This is a genomic window from Capnocytophaga sp. G1920 (assembly GCF_051417515.1).
Genome location: NZ_JBPRKH010000026.1, coordinates 1 through 19,458 on the forward strand (window position 1 = coordinate 1; position 19,458 = coordinate 19,458).

The following is a 19,458-nucleotide window of genomic DNA, read 5'->3' on the forward strand; positions in this document are numbered from 1 at the left end:
TGTAAGTTCCACTAATAATTGCAATTTTAAGTAGTAAATTTTAGTAAAACTTTTATTTTTCAGAGGGTTGTCCCTTAGAGGCAAAACCCTCTGAGAAATAAAAAAAGAGAAAAAACTATAAAAGTCTTTTCTCTTTCAAAATAAATGCTTTTCTTTGTAAATGACAATGAAAGAATATAAGCATTTAAATTTGGTGCAAAGGTCGGTAATTTCTGCTTTAAAAGCAAGCGGAATCAAACAAAAAGATATTGCTCTTTATGCAGAGTGTAATCCCTCTACCGTCAGTCGAGAGCTGTCAAGAAACAAAACAAAGACAGGAAAATACAGTCCAAAAGTAGCTCAAGAAATCTCAGAAGAGCGTAAAGAACGTTTTAGGAAAGAACGTAAATTTACTAAAGAAATGAAAGTTTTTGTTATTAAGCATATCACTGAAGAACAAGTGGTCTGTTGAGCAAATTGTAGGGTATTGTAAAAAAAATAGAATACCAATGGTTGGAAAAACAACTATCTATAATTTCATTCACCAAGACAAAGAAAACGGAGGCGAACTATACAAACACACTCGTCATCAGCTTAAGCATAGAAGTAGAGCATTGTACACTTGTAAAAAGAAAGTAGAAGATAAAAAGTCTATTGAAGAACGTCCTGAGGTTATAAGTCAGAAAACAGAGTTTGGACACTGGGAAATAGATTTAATTGTAGGAGCAGGAAATAAAGGAGCGATACTTACATTGGTTGAAATGACTACTAAAATGTTATTTATGAGAAAGTTAAAAGAAGGAAAGAAAGCTAAATCATTAGCAGATGAACTTATAGATATGACCTTGCCTTACAAAAACTATATAAAGACAATTACTGCTGACAATGGTAATGAATTTTCTGACTTTAAGCGAGTTGAAAAGAAATTGAACCTACAATTTTTCTTTGCTCATCCTTATAGTTCTTGGGAGCGAGGTCTTAGTGAACACACTAATGGTCTTGTACGGCAATACATACCAAAAAACATTGATTTTAAAAATATTACAGATAAAGAAATTAAAGAATATCAATATAAAATTAATAATAGACCAAGAAAAGTATTAGATTTTGAAAAACCTAAAGATTTATTCTATCAGAAAGTAATCTGAAAAATTGCACTTGATGGTGGAATGGGCGACCCCTCTGGCATTATTTAGTTTTTTTGGCATTTTTGACATTAATCAGTATTATTGGCATTCTTCGCTTTTTTGGTATTAAAAATTAATTTCGTATCTTTGCCTCCTCATTAACCATTAACCTCTAACCACTAATCATTAAAAGCAATATGCCCCATTATTTCTCTTCCGATTTTACACTCGGAATCCTTGGCGGAGGTCAGTTAGGCAAGATGCTCCTTACCGAAACTCGCAAGTTCGATATCACCACCAAGGTGCTCGACCCCTCCCCCGATGCTCCTTGTCGCATTGCCTGCAACACCTTTGTGCAAGGCAACCTTACCGACTTTAATACCGTATATAACTTTGGTAAAGACGTAGGAGTACTCACCATTGAAATCGAAAACGTAAACGTAGAAGCTTTAGAGAAACTACAAACCGAAGGGGTAAAAGTATATCCCTGCCCTCAAACTATCAAGAATATCCAAAATAAAGCCACTCAAAAACAGTTTTATGCCACTCACGGTATCCCTACCGCTCCTTTTCAAGTCTTTCAAAATACCGAAAGTCTGAAAAAGGCAATCAATGAACAACAGCTCTCTTTGCCTTTCGTATGGAAGTCAGCACGCTTCGGGTACGACGGTAATGGCGTGAAAATCGTCCGCCAGCTCACCGACCTAAATCTTTTACCTAACGACCAGTGCATTGCCGAAAGCTTAGTGCCTTTCAAAAAGGAATTGGCAGTAATCGTAGCTCGTAATGCAAAGGGTCAGGTGCGCACCTACCCTGTGGTAGAAATGGAGTTCCACCCCGAAGCCAATCAGGTGGAGTATGTGCTCTGTCCTGCGCGTATTGAAGAGGCTGTCGCTCAAAAAGCACGTACTATTGCAATACAAGTAGCCCAAGCTTTTGAAGTAGTAGGACTCTTAGCCGTCGAACTCTTTCAAACAGAAAACGATGAGATTTTGGTAAACGAAGTCGCTCCTCGCCCACATAACTCAGGGCATTACAGTATCGAGGCAGCTTATACCAATCAGTTTGAGCAACACCTGCGCGCTATCTTAAACCTGCCCTTAGGAAGTACCGAAAGTAAGGTCGCAGGCGTAATGGTGAATCTTGTAGGAGCAGAAGGCTATCAAGGAAAGGTAGTGTATGAAAACATCGAACAGATAATGGCAATGGAAGGCGTAACCCCCCATATCTACGGCAAAAAAGAAACACGCCCTTTTAGGAAAATGGGACACGTAACCATTGTAAACCCAAATATCAACAAAGCACGCCAAATAGCCGAACAAGTAAAGAACACCATACGCGTAATCGCCTAACTTTTCTCTATTCACTCAATCTATGGGAAGCAAAAACAAACTCAAACGCTTTGAAGAAAATAAAACCTTTGCCAATGTAATCCAACCTTCACGCGAAGAGCTCCTTAACGGTGCTTTTGCCTATAAAGGTCGGTGGAACGAACTCTTTTTTAAGAACAATCACCCTATTGTCTTAGAATTGGGTTGTGGTAAAGGCGAATACTCAGTGGGCTTAGCCAAACGCTACCCTCAGAAGAATTTTATAGGTATCGATATCAAAGGAGCACGCTTTTGGCGAGGTGCTAAAACTGCTACTGACGAAAATATTACCAATGTAGCCTTCTTGCGCACCCAAATAGAACTCATCGAATGTTGTTTTGCCCCTGAGGAAGTAAGCGAAATATGGATTACCTTCCCCGACCCTCAAATTAAATACAAGCGCACCAAGCACCGCCTTACAAACGCCGATTTTCTAACGCGGTATCAGCATATCCTTGCTCCTGAGGGTTATATCCACCTAAAAACCGATAGTGAGTTTATGCACGGCTATACGCTAGGATTGTTACACGGAGCAGGGCATAAAGTACTCTATGCCAATCACAACATCTATAACAGCGACGGTGTACCCGAAGAAGTAACCGAAATTAAAACCTTTTATGAGCAGTTCTATTTGGAGCAAAACAAACCTATTACCTACATTCGCTTTCAGATAAGAGCCCTACATTAATTCCCTCTTTGGAGGAAGCCAGCGAAAGCTCACAGCTGAGTATGTGACGAACCTTAACCGAAGAATCATCAAATAACCATTAATCATTGATTATATTATCCAATGAAAAAACTCATTTTTCTTACATATCCGTATCTCATCATTGTGATATGCTTCGCAACCATCTCTTGTAACAAAAACAGTAACACTGAAGAGATTCTACAAAAAGAAAATCCTAAAAAAGAGAACCCTAAAAAGGAAGAGCCTAAAAAAGGAGACAGTTCTTTATTAGCTTATTCCAAGCCTTTCTATCTCTTTACGGAAACTAAGGCTTATGAAATGACTAAGCAAGAAAAAGACCCTTACTTAAAGAAACTCTATTACCAAATAGCCGCTACTCCCACAGCTGAATGGTTCGAAGGCGTAGAAGCCTTCGACGATAGTACCTCAAAACGCCTCATCGAAGGCGCAAAGGCACAACAAAAAACACCTATCATCACACTCTACGGTATTCCTTATAGAGATTGTGGCTCGTATTCAACTGGAGGTCATAAAACGGCTGCTTCTTATAAGGCGTGGATAGATCGCACCAGTGCTATTATTGGCAAAACCCCTATAATAGTGATTGTAGAACCCGATGCCCATAACTTTTGTTTAAAAAAAGGCTGGAAATACAACGATGCAAAATACAAAGAACGCGCTGAACTCCTCACTTATGTAGGGAAAACCTTTGCTGATAACAACCCAAATGCGTTGCTGTATTTGCATATTGGCGGAACAGAACTCAAACAAGAAGAAGCTGCCCAAGCGGTAATAGATGGCGGTATCCGGTATATGCGTGGCTTTGTTACCAACGTCGCCGACCACAGAGGGACTCCTCGGGCTGAAAAGTGGAGCGAAGAGTTCGTACAAACGCTCCAAAAGAAAAACTTAGGCACAAAATACTACGTGATAGACACCTCCCGCAATGGTATCGATAGCCCTAAACAAACCAATAAGGCTTATTATTACAGTTGTAACAATTTCAACGCTGCTTTAGGAGTACGCCCTACCACCAAAACCTCTGCTCCTCACGCCGACGCTTATTTGTGGATTAAACATCCTGGCTTATCCGATGGTACTTGTGCCAATGGCGATCCTGAGGCAGGCTCTTGGTATCCCGCAGTAGCAAAATCATTAGTGCAAAAAGCTATTGAAAAAGGAATTATAGAAGAGTGGAAAGTCCCTAACAACTTTTAAATTATCTTACTAAATAACTATGTTACATTCTCAAATTATAGGCGAAGGTACTCCCTTCATTATCCTGCACGGCTTTTTGGGTATGTCAGATAACTGGCGTACTTTGGGGCTCAAATATGCCGAAGCGGGCTTTCAAGTGCATTTAGTAGACCAACGCAACCACGGTCGTAGTTTTCACAGCCCCGATTTCAGCTATCCTCTAATGGCACAAGATTTGCTTGCATATGCTGACGCTCACGGATTGAAAGTCTTTCACCTGATGGGGCATTCTATGGGAGGCAAAACAGCAATGCTTTTCGCTACCGAACACCCCGATAGAGTGCTTTCTCTCATCGTTGCTGATATGTCGCCTAAATACTTTCCTGAGCATCACGGAGCTTGTTTACAAGGTTTAGCGTCCTTAAATTTCGATATAATACATTCACGTGCCGAAGCCGATGAAGCACTCTCAGCTTATGTAAGCGATATAGGAGTGCGACAATTCCTACTGAAAAACCTTTATTGGGAAACCAAAGACCGATTGGGCTTGCGCCTGAATCTCCCTGCTTTAATTGAGAATGAAAGCGAGATAGGAGCTGAACTCCCTGATAGTAACGTGTTCGAGGGTAAAACGCTCTTTTTAAAAGGAGAGTATTCTGAGTATGTGATGCCCGAAGACGAAGCCCTTATTCGCACTCACTTCCCACACGCTATTATCGATACGGTGAGCAAAGCAGGACACTGGTTACACGCTCAAAACCCTATTGAATTTTACAATAAAACCATACATTTTCTATGCGATACTTTATAAGCTTATTCATCTCCGCAACCCTTGTTTTTGTATTGGGCTACCTAAATATGGGGGCTCATATCGAGAACTTCTTCACAGCACTCGTGGTAGCCTTTGTGCTCTCACTTCTCAATGGTATTGTACGCCCTATATTAGAGTTCATTGCTTTCCCTATTACCTTTATGACTTTTGGGCTCTTTTTATTTATCATCAACACTGTAATTGTGCTCCTGGCAAGCAAATTAGTAGGTGGCTTTGTAGTACACGGCTTCTGGGGCGGACTGATGTTCAGCACTTGCCTTTCGTTAGCTCAGGCATTAGCTCTTGCTCCTTTTGGAAGAGTAAGAAACTAATTATTGCCAAAGTTGAAGTCACTCAAAAAACTCATCTTTCTTCAACTCTTAATTCTTAACCAAAATCCTCGTCTTTAAACCCTACCAAGTAGACCCTTTCTTTAGCACGAGTGATAGCCGTATAAAGCCATCGCAAGTAACCTTCATCTATGATATCATCAGGTAAGTAAGGTTTCTCCACAAACACAGCGTCCCATTGCCCCCCTTGACTCTTATGGCAAGTAATCGCATATGAAAACTTCACCTGCAAAGCATTGAAATAAGGGTTTTCTTTCACTTTCTGATATCTTTTATAAGCCGTAGGTTCATCAGCGTAATCAGCGAGTACTTCTTCATAAAGCTGATTGCTTTGAGCCGGTGATAAGGCAGGAGCTTCACTGTTTAAAGTGTCTAATAATATAACCGTATCAAACGGAGGCTCTTCGGGATAATCAATAAGCTGAGCCGATACCTCAGCAAAGCGGAAACCATAGGCTTCTGTAAAGTCATAAAGTTGTAATACCTCTATAGTATCACCATTGGCAATAAAACTTACTTGCGAATTATCCTTACACCAAAAGTAATTATTCTTAACCACCATTAGCAAGTCTCCCGCAGCTATTTCGTCTTCAACGTCTAAAATCACCCTGCGTATTTGGTTGTTCCAAGCCACCGCGCGCTTGTTGGAGCGCACTATTACCGCAGTTTCTTCTGAACCATAATCGTCATACGCCTCACTAATAGCGTCTTGTATTTCAGCCCCGTCAGTAAGTCGTATTATATCAGGGTGATGATTTATCTTAAAAGCGAACTGTTTTTCAGTAAGCGAAGAGAAGATATGTTTGCGCAAACGGGTAGCATTGCGCAATATCCCCGACTTCCGTCGCTGGCGTACCACCTCAGTAAGCGTAACCGTAAGCACTTCTTTTTGAAACTGATATTCTAAATAAGGAATATTCAGTGCAGGACTTTCGAGGGTATTAACAGGAGGCAATTGCGCAGTATCGCCTATAAGTAATAGTTTGCAGTTTTTCCCTGAATACACAAAGCGCATTAAGTCGTTTAATAATGAAGGGCGCTCAAAGAGTTGATAGTCGTTATCAGCAATCATCGAAGCCTCATCTACTATAAATAAAGTATTTTGGAGCTTATTGGCACGCAGTTTGAAGGATACATCAGTACCATCAGCTTTGGAGTAATAAATATATTTGTGAATAGTGAAAGCCTGCCTTTGGGTGAAATAGGTCATCACTTTGGCTGCCCTACCGGTAGGTGCTAATAACACCGATTGGTGGTTTATGAGCGGTAAAGTACGGATAAGACAGTTGGTGATAGAAGTTTTTCCAGTTCCAGCAAAACCTTTTAGTAAAAAAAGTTTATCAGAAGCATCTGCTGAGAACAGATATTCTGTAATCTTTTGTAAAGCAATATCTTGCAAAGGAGTAGGCTCGTGTTTAAAGGCACTAATAAGGGCGCTAAAAAAGGCTTTTTCGTTCATAATAAAAACTGTTCTGAGAGCAAAATTATAAAAAAAAGTTAAAATAATTTTTTTGTTTCAAAAAAAGATTGTAGTTTTGCGCAATACCAGTCAAGAAAGTTATTATTAATTTATAGAATTAAAACGATGAAAAAAATTGTAACTATTGCATTTTGGGCATTAGGTTTAGTATTTTGCTACCTAATTTACAGGTCTATCACAGGCCCTATTGAGTTCAAAAAAATTAAGGAGGAACGCTACACCGAGGTAATTAAGAAACTAAAAGATATCCGTGCAGCGCAAGATGCTTATTTGAGACTCAACGGCAAATATGCCGATAATTTTGATGAGCTTACTAAGTTCATCGAAACTGCACAATTTACTATTACTTCACAACGCGACACAAGCTGGAATGCTTTCGATGAGACTTTTAAAATTACGGTAATGCGCCAAGGTGTAGTTATTGATACTTTGGGGCACGTATCAGTAAAAGATTCATTGTTTAAAGGCGATAATCGTTATTTGCATTTGCGCGATTTGCCTCCTATTAAAGGTAAAATTCCTGGTCAGTTTATAATGAAAACAGGAGAAATTACCGACAAGAACAATGTAAAATCTTCCGTTTTTGAAGCGTATGTGCCTAAGAGAGTGGTGCTACAAGGTCTTGATGAAGACTTAGTAGAAAAAGAAATTGCAAAAACATCGGTAGAAGATGTAAGAGGTCCTAATATTCAAGTAGGTTCACTCGAAGAGCTTACTGAAAACGGTAACTGGCCAACTTCTTATGACGCAAAAATTGCAAAGCAATAATCAGTTTAAAACGTACTTTAAGGAATTGTCCATTCAAATAAACTTGGATGGACTTTCTTTTTGTGTGTTTAACCCTGTACTTCTGTGTGTAGAGGCTATTTATAATTTTCCTATCAACTTCAGCTATAAGAGCAAAGAAGAAATTGATAGGCAAATTTATTTTGTGATACAAAGTGAAGACGACCTCCGCCAAGATTTCGATACTATTAAGGTTTTACACAATACCCCTTCTTTTGCTTTTATCCCACAGTCTCTTTACGGCGGAAAAGACGAAATGCTGGAATACCTCAAATACAGTATAGATGTATCGGAGGCGGAACCCTATACCGTGGAAATTGATAGAATCATATCTATTGAAACGGTGAATGCTTATTTGCCCAATACAATAGTAAATAACGCACTACTTTCTTATTACGGTAGGTTCGACTACCAACACTTTGCTACTTCACTACTACGTATGTTCCTCAAACACTACTCTTCGCACGCTTTCGAAGTGATGTATATCTATGCCGAAGTAGGCTCTTTTTACTTTGTAGTGTTTAGAGGTAAAAAACTGTATTACTTCAATAGGTTCAGTTATGAAACCATTGAAGACTTCTTGTATTACATTCTTTTCTCTATTGAACAATTGGACATCGATACTGAGCAAGTGCCTCTTTATATCACAGGGGAAGTAGAACCTACAGCACTGTTTTATAATAAGGTAAGGCGTTATGTGAGGTATATTTACCTCCTGAAATACCATAAGGAACATTTTGCTGCAGGAATGGACGAAGAGCTCATTCGTCGGAATTTTGTGCTCACCCAATCTTTTTAACCTATTGCTATGAAATTTTTGAACATATTGCGCAATACTTTTAAACTATACCAAAGTACTTTCGGAGTGCACCTTTTGGGCTCTCTTATTTTATTTACAGTAGTGTTTTTAGTTTACGCTTCTCTTATTACTACTATCTTCGGAATGCCTTTAGAGGATATCATAGCTCTGCAAAGCAACCCCGAAAAGCTTGTAGCTTTAGCCCGTAGCCACAGTTTTGTTATTAAATTTTGGTTCTTCTCGTTGCTTGTAGATGGCATCATTACCCCTTTTACAGCAGGTATTTACAAGAACTACGCGACGGTAATCCAAGGGGAACGCGCTACTTTGAGCAACCTATTCACTTATTATCGCGCTCCTGAAACAAGTGCTATTTTAAGCCACGTTATTCTGCAAATGTGCCTTAAAACTTTTATATTAGTAGGCTTTTCTGCCATAGGAATGTACTCGTTAGGACTTGCCTTTAACACTATCATCTCGTTAGTATTTGTACTCACTATCCCGATTATTATTTTGGAAAACAAACCTCTTTTCAAGGCTATGGGAGAGAGTTATAGAAGAATAATGCTTGCACCTTTCACTGCTCTTATCATTACCTTTTTGGGTTGTGTTTTTGTATTAGCAGGCTTTCTTTCTTTTGGTATAGGCATTGTGATTACCTTCCCGATACTTTTTGCGAGCATTTTCAGTATATACCTTTCAATAAATAAAAGGTAAATAATAATTTTCTGCTACTATTTACGCTACTTATACAGATGAAATAAGAAAAAGACAGTTAAAAATTAATAAAACAAATATATGAAAAAAGTAATGCTTTTGGGGCTCTTAACAATGGGCTCTTTTACTCTGAACAGTTGCGACGAATTGCAACAAGTTATGGGCAACACTACCCAAGGTGGTAGCGGATTTAATGTAGCCAGCGGACTCAAACAAGCCCTTGAAATGGGGGTAAGTAGTGGGGTGGATTTACTGAGCAAAGACGGTGGTTATTTTAAAGACCAAGCGGTGCGCATTCTCTTACCCGAAGAACTCCAGAAGGTAGATAAAACTTTGCGTTCGGTGGGGTTAGGTTCTTTGGCTGACCAAGGGCTAAAAGTACTAAACGAAGCAGCCGAAAATGCTGTGAGCCAGGCGAAGCCTATCTTTTTATCGGCGATACGAAATATGACTTTTACCGATGCGATGAACATCTTAAAAGGTGACAATACCGCAGCGACTACCTACCTAAAAAACAGCACTTATAGTTCTTTGGAGACTGCTTTTGCTCCCAAAGTGCAAGCCTCGCTTAGTGAAGTAGGTGCCGATAAGGTATGGGAGAACATTATCAACAAATATAACCAAATACCATTGGTAAAGCCCGTTGAACCGAACCTTACTAAATACGTTACTCAACAGGCTATCAATGGATTGTTTGTGAAGGTGGGCGATAAGGAGAAGGAAATACGCACGAACATAGCAGCGCGCACTACCCCTCTACTAAAATCGGTGTTTGCGATGCAGGATAATAAATAATAGCAAATCCCTTATAATAATCGTCGTGCGGTATGAATAGCGCACGGCGATTTTGTATTCCTATATACACCGAACCTATACCGAGCACATAGTGGCTTTACAGTGGCTCTACAGTGGCTCTACAGTGGGTCTACAGTGGGTCTACAGTGGGTCTACACCGAACAATAATAGGTATTAAACTGAATAGCAGACGAATACATTTGCTACTTCATTTAATATCTTATAGTTTTGCGCCACTAATCGACAAATTAGCATATTGGTTAATTGATAAATTATGCTTATCTTTGCACTTCACATAAAAAGCATTAGTCGTTTGTACTAATGACTAAAAACTAACATCTAATATCTTACATTATGAGTTTTTTGAAAAAGCTTTTTAATTTACATCAGGGGGAAGAGAAAAAGGAAAAAGTAATTGAAGATATCCTTAGCAATATCTCTTTTCGTGGCGCTAATCTATGGATTTTGGCTTGTGCTATCCTGATTGCTTCTATTGGGTTAAACGTGAATTCTACTGCTGTAATTATCGGGGCGATGCTTATTTCTCCTTTGATGGGACCTATCGTAGGGGCAGGATTTGCATTGGCTACTTATGATTTCGACCTGTTGAAGAAAACGGGCAAGAGTTTGTTCATCGCTACTGTGGTGAGTCTTATAGTATCGTTTATCTACTTCTATATCAGTCCGTTTAAAGATGTACAGTCAGAGCTTTTGGCACGTACTTCGCCTACCATTTATGATGTGCTTATCGCCTTTGTAGGTGGGTTGGTAGGAGCTATCTCCCTCACCCGAGAAGACAGAGGGAACCCTATACCAGGGGTGGCAATTGCTACTGCTTTGATGCCACCGCTTTGTACAGCTGGATTTGGCTTGGCTACGGGTAATATTAGTTTTTTTTTAGGAGCTTTCTATCTATATAGCATCAACTGTTTCTTCATTGGGATTGCTACTTTCCTCATCATCAAATACCTGAAATACACTCCTAAAAACACGGGTAACGAAGCGCTCAACAAGCGTTTGCGCGTTGTTATCACCACATTGGTAATCCTTATTGTTACCCCTAGTTTGTATTTGGCATATAGCCTTTTGAAAGAGAAGGAATTCCACGAGAATGTAGCTCATTATATCACTGCCGAGTTTGAAAACAGCGGTTATACCATTATTTACAAGAAAATACACTACAATGCCTCGCCTAAAACCATTGAATTGGCTTTTTTAGACAAGAAATTTACCGATGAGGAAGTAAAAACACTACAAAGCAACCTCAAAAACTTCAAATTGCACAATACTGAACTCATCATTAGGCAAAAAGAGTCGGATATTGACAAAGAGATGCTATCGGAAATCAACAAAAACAAGGCGTCGCTTTCTAATAAAGACATAAAGATAAATCAGCTAAAAGAAGAGTTGGCGCAATACAAATATACCGACCCTACTTTTGCCAAAGAAATAAAAGTATTGTTCCCTAATATTGAGAGTTTTTATTTTGGAAAACTGACAGATTTTTCGGGAAAAGGCAACCCTCCTCTCACTACGGTGATGCTCTACACACCTAAAAAAGAGACTGTAAAAGGCAAAGAGGTAGCCAAAGAAGTGGATCGCCAAAAGTTGCAACAATGGCTCGCTGAGAAGTTTGGCGACAAGAAAGTGATTTGCAGATTAGCAGATTAGGGAATTAGAAAATTAGTATATTAGAAAATGAGAAAATGAAATCCCCGTGGTGTGAACTGTATGGACTGTTAAATTAGTGTGAGTCCGATGTAAGAAAAGTGTAGCTTACACTACAGAAATCTTATAAATCTTAAAAATATTAAACAAATAGGTAGCAAGCTACCTTTAGACACATACTCTGCTATGCCAGCTCGCAGACTACACACAGATTACACGGATAGTCTTTCAATTGACAATTGACAATTGATAATTGACAAATGTGATGGGTACGAATTAGTAGCTTTGTTACTAGATTTATACAGATTGTAATACAAACATAGGCGTGACTTTGGTAGTTTTAAAAACTTTTAAATGGCTTTTGGTAAAGCAGTGACTAACTAAATTCTTTAACGTAATAGACTGGTATAAAGTAATGGTGCTTTATAACCACGCGGTAAATAAGTAGTGTAAATTATAACAACATTCCCTGCAATGCCAGAGGCATTGCAGGGAATGTTTGTTTATAAGATAAGATAGTTTAGATTTCTATTAATAATAACCAGGATTCTGGTCTTCACTTTTTATTAAAGCAGAGTTGGAATTAAATGCTTCTTCAGGGATAGGTAATTGCCAACGATAATCACCTGCAGGAAGGGTTACCCATCTTGCTGCTGGAGGGGTACCTGTACCATCAGCAAGAGCTCCTTTAGTTGCATTCCGTTGTATAGGGAGTCCAAGTCTTTTCAAGGTAAAGAAGCGATCGCCTTCAAATGCCAATTCTAAACGGCGCTCTAATAGTATTGCATCTAATAAAGCAGTACCTGATTCATTACCGCTCACAAATCCTGAATAGCGTTGTGCTCTCACTGCATCGAGGTCGGCTAAAGCTTGGGCAGTATTTCCTAATCTGTAATTCGCTTCTGCTCGTGTGAGATAGACTTCTTCTATACGAATGTATTTGCCATCTACTATATTAGCACTACCTCCATCTCTACCAAGATATTTAGAAATTGTGTTATATAGCCCAGAATCATAGGTGTCAGTAGAAATAGTAGTTGATTTGCGTATATCGGTATTCTGATACAATTGGTATAAATCATAGGAACAAACAAATTCAGCTTTATTTTGTCCATTTGTTTTTTGACCGTAGGCAGATCCTATTTGTATTCTATCTTTTTCAGTAAAAAGAATACGGAAAAGTACATTTTTAGTATAAGCGTCTTTCCATACATTAGCAAACTGGTCACGAGGAGCAATATTAAATGAACCATCAGCTATAGCTGCATCAGCATAATCTTTTGCTTTCTGATAGTTTCCATAATAGAGATACACTCTTGAAAGAATAGCTTTAACCGCTGTTTTATTTAGCTGACCGTCCTTTTTGGTATCGTCCATTAGGGTAAGAGCTGTTTCTAAATCGGATATAATTTCCTTATAGGTATTATCCACAGTAGTCCCATAACGACGAGGTTTTCCTTCTGGGTCAAAACTCTTCAAGTAAGCTATCCCCATACTTTGTTTAGCATCTGCTGACTGTGTAGGGATTTTGCAATATACGCGTGCTACATCAAAATGACCAATAGCTCGAAGAGCTAAGGCTTCTCCTTTTATAGCATTTTTTACAGCATCGGTAGCCTGTTTTAGGTTATCGAGATTATCCAAAATGTTGTTGGCTCTACTTACAAGAAGGTATCCTCTTTTATAGAGATTATAACCATTCTCAGTTTTATTGTAGCGCATCTCGTATAAGGTACGAAAAGTTCCTCTACCTTTTGGGTTATAGGTAAGATTGTCCGAAAGGATATCTGGGCATATAAAAAGCCCTCCATTATTGTGATAGTAGCCATAATTTTGGAAACTTGTATATACACCTTTTAAGGCGGTTTGTGCTCCTTCGACAGTAGAGAAGAGTTTTTCTGATTCTATCCCATCGTAAGGTTCACGGTCTAAATCACAAGCCGTAAATAATGTGGCAAGCGATAATAAAAGTCCTATTTTTTTATATATTTTTTTCATAGTTATGCGATTAAAAAGTTAAGTCAAGTCCCATTGAGAAAGTGCGTAAAGTAGGATAAGAGTATAAATACACTTCACCTGAAATAAACTCTTGATTTGCTCGTAATTGTGATTCAGCAGCCCCTATAGATACTTCAGGGTCTCCTTCAAATTTTGTCCAAGTGTACAAATTTTGTCCTTGTACAAAGATACGCAATCCTAAACCATTTACAGCATCTTTAGGGAAAGTATAACCGAGTGATAGAGTTCTGAATCGCAAATAAGAACCATCTTGCAAAAATCTATCAGATGATTGATTGAAACTTGCGTCTAAGCGTGGTAATTTGTTATCTCCTGGATTTTTCCAATAATCCAAGGCGTCTTTTCTTTGATTCATATTTACATTAGCCCCATCACTGAGCAAATCTTGGGCAACTTGGTTGTAAATATAGTTACCTAATTTAAATGAAAAATCAGCATTTAAATCTATTCCTTTATAGACAAAAGAAGTGTTAAACCCTCCAAATTGTTTTGCAAAAGGACTTTTTCCTGACAATACAAACTGACTAGCGTCTTTGTAATTATTAGTTGTTTTTAGTTCGCCTGTTTCATTGCCATTTCTATCGTATAGTTTTTGGTAATAAAGTGCATCACCATTTGCAGGGTCTACTCCTGCATAACGTTTCATATAATACACAAAAGGTAGTTCACCCACTTTTAGCATACTTGAATTACCCACAGTTAAGTCATCTCTGCCATCTCCTAAACTTTCTATATTATAGTTCATAAAGGTAATGTTAGCTCCCAGATTCCATTTGAAATTAGGAGTTTTTATCACATCTCCACTCACCGAAAGCTCAATACCTGAATTTTTCATATTACCTGTATTCACGTATTGGGTATAGCCTCCTTCTTCCCAAGAGTGAGGTATTTCAAACAAGAAGTTTTCACGAGTATTGGTAAAGTAACTACCTGTTACTGACAATCGATTGCTAAAAGCTGCCAATTCTGCTCCCACATTAAAAGATTTTTGTGTTTCCCAAGTGAGGTTAGAGTTGGCAATACTACTTTTGAATACAGCAGCTGGAAAATCTCCATAAGAAGTTGATAGATAATACCCTTTGGCAGCATAGTTAGGAATATCCCAGTTACCAGTAGTACCATATGATACCGTTAGTTTAGCGCGATTAAGCCATTCGGCACTTTTCATAAACTCTTCTTTGGCAATATCCCAACCAGCTCCTACACTCCAGAAGTTTCCATAACGATTGTCTTTTCCAAAGCGTGAAGCTCCATCTCTACGTACTGACCCTGTAAGGCTATATTTTTCATTGTAATCATAGTTTAGAGCAGCCGCAACTGAGAACATCGCACTTTCAGATTTTGTAGTTTCTACATTTTCAGGCTTAGCCCCATTATCTTGGGTCGTTAAGAACTTAGACATATATCCTTTACTTCTCAAATAATAAGAGTGATAATAATTATCAGTATATTCAGTAAATAAGGTAGCATTAACATTGTGCTTGCCAAATGATTTTAAATAGGTCAATTGGTTGAGCCAAGTATAATTATACCTATCACTTCCTGAATCGGCTTTGGAGCCAGGGTTTGTCTTACTTCCTGTTATTTGGTCTAATATAGAACCTGGCTGAACGTAGTACTCTTTTTTGTAACGTTTATAGTTAGCCGAATAACGTGTAGTGAAAGTAAGTGCAGGAGTTATATCATAACTCGCAAAAGCACTCGCTAAAAGCTGAGTTGTTTTTACTTCTTCTGGTTGTGCTTGAAGAGCTTCTATGATAGATAGTACTTGTGATCCCACCTCATATACGTACTCTCCTGTTTTTTTATCTTTTATAAACTGACCTGTATTTTCATCTCTTTTATATATATTTTCGTACGGATTGTACCAATACATTGCCGCAAAGGGGTTCTGTTGGTTATACCTATCACGAGGTTCGTCTGTTTTAGTTTGTGACAAACTCGAAGTAAAACCAAATTTCACTTTATCAGTCATCTTTGTATTGAGATTTAAACGAGCTGTATAGCGATTAAAACCATCTAAGTATTTCAATATACCTGTATTTTTATCCCAACCACCTGATATAAAATAATTAGTGTCTTCTGATGCTCCTGAAGCCGAAAGCATATGTGAAGTAATAAAGGTTGTTTTCAAGATATTCTTTTTCCAATCATTGTCATAACTGATGAGTCTCTCTTTCTTATCAGCTGTTCTTCTATAAGTATTTGGGTCTACAGCTTCTTCATAGCGTATTTTTTCTTCAGCATTCATCATTTCAAAAGGATCTGGAGCTTTGTCTCCAAAGCCTGTACGAGCTGTATAGGTGAACTTTGTACGTCCTTTTTTCCCTTGCTTGGTAGTAATCAATACTACTCCATTAGCCCCACGCGAACCGTAGAGAGCAGTTGCCGACGCATCTTTCAATACTGACATTGATTCTATATCGTTGGGGTTTAGTATATTCATATCGTCTTTATCTACAAATACTCCATCTACTACATATAATGGTTGCGATTTATCTCCTCCTTTTACATTTAAGGATACGGCACCACGCACTTTCATATAGGCTGTTTGTCCTGGTTTACCATTTAAGGCAGTAACATCTACCCCTACAGCTTTCCCCTGTAGCATATTATCCACAGAAGTAGACGGATTTAACTTACTTAAGTTTTCAGATCCAATAGTCGTTACCCCGGCAGAGACTGCATCCTTTTTAGTTTGCATATAACCCGTTACTATTACCTCGTCAATCACTTGGGCTTCTTCTTGCATTACTACATCAATGCGACCTGAAGTGCCTACTTTGCGATTTTGGGTTTTCATTCCTAAGAATGAGAACTCTAAGGTCTTACCTGGAGCAACCTTGATGCTATAACGACCATTAAAGTCGGTTTGAACACCGTGTTGTTCTCCTTTTACTATTACAGCTACGCCCATCATTTCAGTTCCACTAGCATCGCGTACTGTTCCTGTCACTTCTCGTTCCTGCGCCCACGAGAAGCCTTGCACTATTAGTATTAAAAATAGTGCGAAAGATACTTTGTTTAATCTCATCTTCTATAACATTATTTTATAAACTGGTGCAAAGGTAGAAAAGTTTTCTGTTAAGTTCCAAATTTATCCTTAACAAATTTACTCATAATGTTTGCAAAAAATAGATGAGAAAAAAATCATAAAAACGCGATTTCTTTGCGTTTTTTGCAATAAAATAGGCATTTCTTTGATGAAAACGCAAAGAAATGCCTATTATGCACTGTTTTTATGCAAAATTATTTCAGTAAAAAAACAGTGTTTTTGTTACAAAATAACTAATAGAATGTTACAAATATCACAATGAGGAAATAAGGAAATGAGAGAATTTGGAAATTAGTAAATTAACGTGAGTTCGATGTAAGAAAAGTGTAGCTTGCGCTACAGAAATCTTACAAATCTTTAAAAAAAAAATCAAACAAATAGGCTACAAATTGTCTGAAAATCTCGCACAGATTACACGGATTGCACGGAAAGTTTTTCAATTGACAATTGATAATTGACAAATGTGATGGGCACGAATTGACAACTGCGTTGCTGGATTTCACAGATTACAATATAAAGACAACTGTAAATCAGTATTGATATATATATAAAACTGACGTTAAATTAGTATGGGTTGATGGCGAAAAATGGAGAGGCTCAGGAGAAGTTCAGGGAAAGAGAGAGGCTGGAGGTTTAAACTTTGGCAAAGTGCGTACCGCAAAAGCGATATGTTAGGGCTGTTAGGAGTGCTCGAAAGAGAACGGAGAAGAACGGAAGGGAGTTGAGAAGAGTTTTGATGAAAAAAGGGTATTAGATGGGTGGGGTTAGCTTATAGAGAGCTTATAGGAAGCTTATACGAATCTTGGACGATTGGTATAGGAAGGGTGTATAAGTTGTTGATTCATACTGTAATACGACAGTGCTAAAAATGTTAAAATCGGGGTTTCGAGGCGAAAGAAAGAGAATCCTCACCCCGTTCACATACTCTCCTATTCGGAGACTTCTCCCAAGGAGAGGGGGAATGTAGCGACGGAAAGGAGAAAGAATAATTAGAGAATTAAGAAATTTGGAAATGAGAAAATGGGGTGGTGTGGGGTCTTAGGGAATAGGCACTAGGGGGGAGTATGGCGGAAAAGGGGGAATGTAGCGACGGAAAAAAGAGGAATGTGGTGACGGAAAGATGAACTTACAGGGTGAAATTAGCAAGATAGGAAAAGACTTCTTTGGAAAAGTGCCGTATCTTTGCCACAGAAATTCAAAATAAATCTGTATGAAATTCATTACTCATAACGATTACACTCAGCGTATCAACAAAGTCGCGGAATACATCAATGGTCATCTCGATACTTCTATAAAGATAAAAACTCTCGCCAATGTGGCTAACTTATCTAATTTTCATTTTTGTCGCATCTTTAAAGCGCTTAAAGGAGAATCACCCATTGCCTTTATTGCTCGTTTGCGCATAGAAACGGCAGCCCAGCTGTTACGCTATTCGAAGCTTTCGGTAGAAGAAATAGCTTTTAATATAGGGTATGAAACGCCTGCCTCTCTTTCCAAAGCGTTTAAGAATCAATATGGTATTACCCCTACTCAGTATAGAACAAACAGAGATATTTATATTATGAAGAAAGAAATAAACAATCCAGAAGTAGTGCTCAAAGCTCCAAAGATAGTAGAGCTTGAGCCCAAAAGTCTTATTTACGTAGCTCTTACAGGAGAATACGGGACACTTAACTACAACAAAGCTTATGAACAATTGTGGGGTGTTGTAAAATCGCAAAAACTCTTTACCAAAGGCATTGAGTCGATATGTGTTTCGTATGACGACCCTAAAATTACCGAAGCCTCTTTGCAACGTTCCGAGGTGAGTTTGGCTATTCACAAGCCGGCTAAACCCTCAGGTGAAGTGAGTTGTAAAACCTTAGCAGGAGGCAAATATGCAATCTTTTTCTATCAAGGTAGTTATACTCAGCTCTCAGCTGTCTACGATGCTGCTATGCGCTGGGTGGTAGATAGTGAATACGAAGTGCGCGATGAACCTATGTTCGAGAAATACCTCAACGACTGCCGTCGTACCCCCGAAGAGAAACTGAAAACTGAGATATATATCCCAGTGCAAACTGCACGGGCAATTTCCTAACTTCTAATTTCTAACATTATGAATCTTACAAAAACAGAAAAAATCACAGGTATCGCTTTGGCGATTGTCTTATTATTGCTTACCCTTTCAGGGAGTGGTTACTTCTTTTTTACTCTGAAAGTAAACTTTGAGCAATGGTTGGCTTACAACGCTTGTTCTCCTAGTAGCTTGGTGTATTTAGGTTGCCTTATCGTCTTTTGGGTGACTAAAAAGACTGTTTGGCTACCGCTTGCCTTCCTGCCAATGTACTATTTTGGTACGATGGGGCTCTTTACCTTTACGTGGAGTGGTGCTAACATCTTTGCTCAAATGTCGCATATTACAATGACACTCAACCTAATTTGGGCAGGCTATGTGCTCTATCGCATTGGTGATTACAAAGCGTTTGCTCGCGGTTTAGTGTGGAGCATCGTTCTCTTTGTGCCTTACATTGCTTTTGTGATGTACTACTGTCGTACACACGCTGAGGAAATTAGTCAATTACTTGAAATGGCGTGAGCTATATAAGCAGTTTATATCAGATTTTAAAATAATAGC

18 protein-coding genes are annotated in these 19,458 nt (G+C 38.5%); 15 read left to right on the top strand and 3 right to left on the bottom strand.

The features are described 5' to 3' along the window. Positions 1-166: 166 nt before the first annotated feature. The 7 genes from ACSQ7D_RS11700 (at position 167) to ACSQ7D_RS11730 (ending at position 5,504) form a co-directional block, all read left to right on the top strand. Positions 167-451, top strand: a complete 285-nt coding sequence (locus ACSQ7D_RS11700; RefSeq protein ID WP_264854363.1) for a helix-turn-helix domain-containing protein — start codon at positions 167-169, stop codon at positions 449-451. After that, positions 411-1,127: an IS30 family transposase gene (locus tag ACSQ7D_RS11705; protein WP_437136181.1), complete on the top strand. Its 717-nt coding sequence runs from the start codon at positions 411-413 to the stop codon at positions 1,125-1,127. Before ACSQ7D_RS11700 ends, ACSQ7D_RS11705 begins: the two co-directional genes overlap by 41 nt. Positions 1,128-1,303: 176 nt before the next feature. Next, positions 1,304-2,458: a 5-(carboxyamino)imidazole ribonucleotide synthase gene (locus ACSQ7D_RS11710; RefSeq protein WP_437136350.1), complete on the top strand. Its 1,155-nt coding sequence runs from the start codon at positions 1,304-1,306 to the stop codon at positions 2,456-2,458. A 22-nt stretch (positions 2,459-2,480) separates the two neighbouring features. Then, positions 2,481-3,164, top strand: coding sequence for a tRNA (guanosine(46)-N7)-methyltransferase TrmB (gene trmB, locus ACSQ7D_RS11715; protein ID WP_106096365.1), 684 nt, complete (start codon positions 2,481-2,483; stop codon positions 3,162-3,164). A gap of 102 nt (positions 3,165-3,266) precedes the next feature. Further along, positions 3,267-4,382, top strand: coding sequence for a glycoside hydrolase family 6 protein (locus ACSQ7D_RS11720; protein ID WP_437136351.1), 1,116 nt, complete (start codon positions 3,267-3,269; stop codon positions 4,380-4,382). A gap of 19 nt (positions 4,383-4,401) precedes the next feature. Further along, positions 4,402-5,172 carry an alpha/beta fold hydrolase gene (locus tag ACSQ7D_RS11725; protein ID WP_437136352.1) on the top strand — a complete coding sequence of 257 codons (771 nt, stop codon included), beginning with the start codon at positions 4,402-4,404 and terminating at the stop codon, positions 5,170-5,172. Next, positions 5,157-5,504 (top strand): phage holin family protein, encoded by a 348-nt coding sequence (locus tag ACSQ7D_RS11730; RefSeq protein WP_314786030.1) that lies wholly within the window; start codon positions 5,157-5,159, stop codon positions 5,502-5,504. Before ACSQ7D_RS11725 ends, ACSQ7D_RS11730 begins: the two co-directional genes overlap by 16 nt. A 55-nt stretch (positions 5,505-5,559) precedes the next feature. Here the strand turns inward: ACSQ7D_RS11730 and ACSQ7D_RS11735 are convergent, their stop codons facing one another. Further along, a complete protein-coding gene (locus tag ACSQ7D_RS11735) occupies positions 5,560-6,981 on the bottom strand; it encodes an ATP-dependent DNA helicase (protein ID WP_437136353.1) in 1,422 nt (473 codons plus the stop codon). A 126-nt stretch (positions 6,982-7,107) separates the two neighbouring features. Between ACSQ7D_RS11735 and ACSQ7D_RS11740 the strand changes: the two genes are divergently transcribed. The 6 genes from ACSQ7D_RS11740 (at position 7,108) to ACSQ7D_RS11765 (ending at position 11,770) form a co-directional block, all read left to right on the top strand. Further along, on the top strand, positions 7,108-7,770 hold the full coding sequence (locus ACSQ7D_RS11740) for a hypothetical protein (protein WP_437136354.1): 663 nt from the start codon (positions 7,108-7,110) through the stop codon (positions 7,768-7,770). After that, complete coding sequence (locus tag ACSQ7D_RS11745) at positions 7,745-8,587, top strand: DUF3822 family protein (RefSeq protein ID WP_015781818.1); 843 nt, start codon at positions 7,745-7,747, stop codon at positions 8,585-8,587. The genes ACSQ7D_RS11740 and ACSQ7D_RS11745 overlap by 26 nt, the downstream gene beginning before the upstream one ends. A 9-nt stretch (positions 8,588-8,596) precedes the next feature. Next, on the top strand, positions 8,597-9,304 hold the full coding sequence (locus ACSQ7D_RS11750; RefSeq protein ID WP_437136355.1) for a beta-carotene 15,15'-monooxygenase: 708 nt from the start codon (positions 8,597-8,599) through the stop codon (positions 9,302-9,304). 81 nt (positions 9,305-9,385) lie between these two features. Next, positions 9,386-10,099: a DUF4197 domain-containing protein gene (locus tag ACSQ7D_RS11755; RefSeq protein WP_002673868.1), complete on the top strand. Its 714-nt coding sequence runs from the start codon at positions 9,386-9,388 to the stop codon at positions 10,097-10,099. A gap of 52 nt (positions 10,100-10,151) precedes the next feature. Beyond that, positions 10,152-10,277, top strand: coding sequence for a hypothetical protein (locus ACSQ7D_RS11760; RefSeq protein WP_437136356.1), 126 nt, complete (start codon positions 10,152-10,154; stop codon positions 10,275-10,277). A gap of 176 nt (positions 10,278-10,453) precedes the next feature. Beyond that, positions 10,454-11,770 carry a DUF389 domain-containing protein gene (locus ACSQ7D_RS11765; protein WP_437136357.1) on the top strand — a complete coding sequence of 439 codons (1,317 nt, stop codon included), beginning with the start codon at positions 10,454-10,456 and terminating at the stop codon, positions 11,768-11,770. A gap of 528 nt (positions 11,771-12,298) precedes the next feature. Here the strand turns inward: ACSQ7D_RS11765 and ACSQ7D_RS11770 are convergent. Further along, positions 12,299-13,765, bottom strand: a complete 1,467-nt coding sequence (locus ACSQ7D_RS11770) for a RagB/SusD family nutrient uptake outer membrane protein (RefSeq protein ID WP_437136358.1) — start codon at positions 13,763-13,765, stop codon at positions 12,299-12,301. Positions 13,766-13,775: 10 nt separating this feature from the next. Further along, complete coding sequence (locus tag ACSQ7D_RS11775) at positions 13,776-16,820, bottom strand: SusC/RagA family TonB-linked outer membrane protein (RefSeq protein ID WP_437136359.1); 3,045 nt, start codon at positions 16,818-16,820, stop codon at positions 13,776-13,778. Between the two features lie 1,231 nt (positions 16,821-18,051). On the opposite strand from ACSQ7D_RS11775, the gene ACSQ7D_RS11780 reads away from it, so the two are divergent. Beyond that, positions 18,052-18,921: an AraC family transcriptional regulator gene (locus ACSQ7D_RS11780; protein WP_437136360.1), complete on the top strand. Its 870-nt coding sequence runs from the start codon at positions 18,052-18,054 to the stop codon at positions 18,919-18,921. Between the two features lie 18 nt (positions 18,922-18,939). After that, positions 18,940-19,419 (top strand): hypothetical protein, encoded by a 480-nt coding sequence (locus ACSQ7D_RS11785; protein ID WP_437136361.1) that lies wholly within the window; start codon positions 18,940-18,942, stop codon positions 19,417-19,419. Positions 19,420-19,458: the final 39 nt, after the last annotated feature.

Excerpts from the sequence above, each read along its gene's own strand:
- ACSQ7D_RS11700 (WP_264854363.1), top strand. The coding sequence starts at position 167 with ATGAAAGAATATAAGCATTTAAATTTGGTGCAAAGGTCGGTAATTTCT.
- ACSQ7D_RS11710 (WP_437136350.1), top strand. The coding sequence starts at position 1,304 with ATGCCCCATTATTTCTCTTCCGATTTTACACTCGGAATCCTTGGCGGA.
- trmB (WP_106096365.1), top strand. The coding sequence starts at position 2,481 with ATGGGAAGCAAAAACAAACTCAAACGCTTTGAAGAAAATAAAACCTTT.
- ACSQ7D_RS11720 (WP_437136351.1), top strand. The coding sequence starts at position 3,267 with ATGAAAAAACTCATTTTTCTTACATATCCGTATCTCATCATTGTGATA.
- ACSQ7D_RS11725 (WP_437136352.1), top strand. The coding sequence starts at position 4,402 with ATGTTACATTCTCAAATTATAGGCGAAGGTACTCCCTTCATTATCCTG.
- ACSQ7D_RS11730 (WP_314786030.1), top strand. The coding sequence starts at position 5,157 with ATGCGATACTTTATAAGCTTATTCATCTCCGCAACCCTTGTTTTTGTA.
- ACSQ7D_RS11735 (WP_437136353.1), bottom strand. The coding sequence starts at position 6,981 with ATGAACGAAAAAGCCTTTTTTAGCGCCCTTATTAGTGCCTTTAAACAC.
- ACSQ7D_RS11740 (WP_437136354.1), top strand. The coding sequence starts at position 7,108 with ATGAAAAAAATTGTAACTATTGCATTTTGGGCATTAGGTTTAGTATTT.
- ACSQ7D_RS11745 (WP_015781818.1), top strand. The coding sequence starts at position 7,745 with ATGACGCAAAAATTGCAAAGCAATAATCAGTTTAAAACGTACTTTAAG.
- ACSQ7D_RS11750 (WP_437136355.1), top strand. The coding sequence starts at position 8,597 with ATGAAATTTTTGAACATATTGCGCAATACTTTTAAACTATACCAAAGT.
- ACSQ7D_RS11755 (WP_002673868.1), top strand. The coding sequence starts at position 9,386 with ATGAAAAAAGTAATGCTTTTGGGGCTCTTAACAATGGGCTCTTTTACT.
- ACSQ7D_RS11765 (WP_437136357.1), top strand. The coding sequence starts at position 10,454 with ATGAGTTTTTTGAAAAAGCTTTTTAATTTACATCAGGGGGAAGAGAAA.
- ACSQ7D_RS11770 (WP_437136358.1), bottom strand. The coding sequence starts at position 13,765 with ATGAAAAAAATATATAAAAAAATAGGACTTTTATTATCGCTTGCCACA.
- ACSQ7D_RS11775 (WP_437136359.1), bottom strand. The coding sequence starts at position 16,820 with ATGAGATTAAACAAAGTATCTTTCGCACTATTTTTAATACTAATAGTG.
- ACSQ7D_RS11780 (WP_437136360.1), top strand. The coding sequence starts at position 18,052 with ATGAAATTCATTACTCATAACGATTACACTCAGCGTATCAACAAAGTC.
- ACSQ7D_RS11785 (WP_437136361.1), top strand. The coding sequence starts at position 18,940 with ATGAATCTTACAAAAACAGAAAAAATCACAGGTATCGCTTTGGCGATT.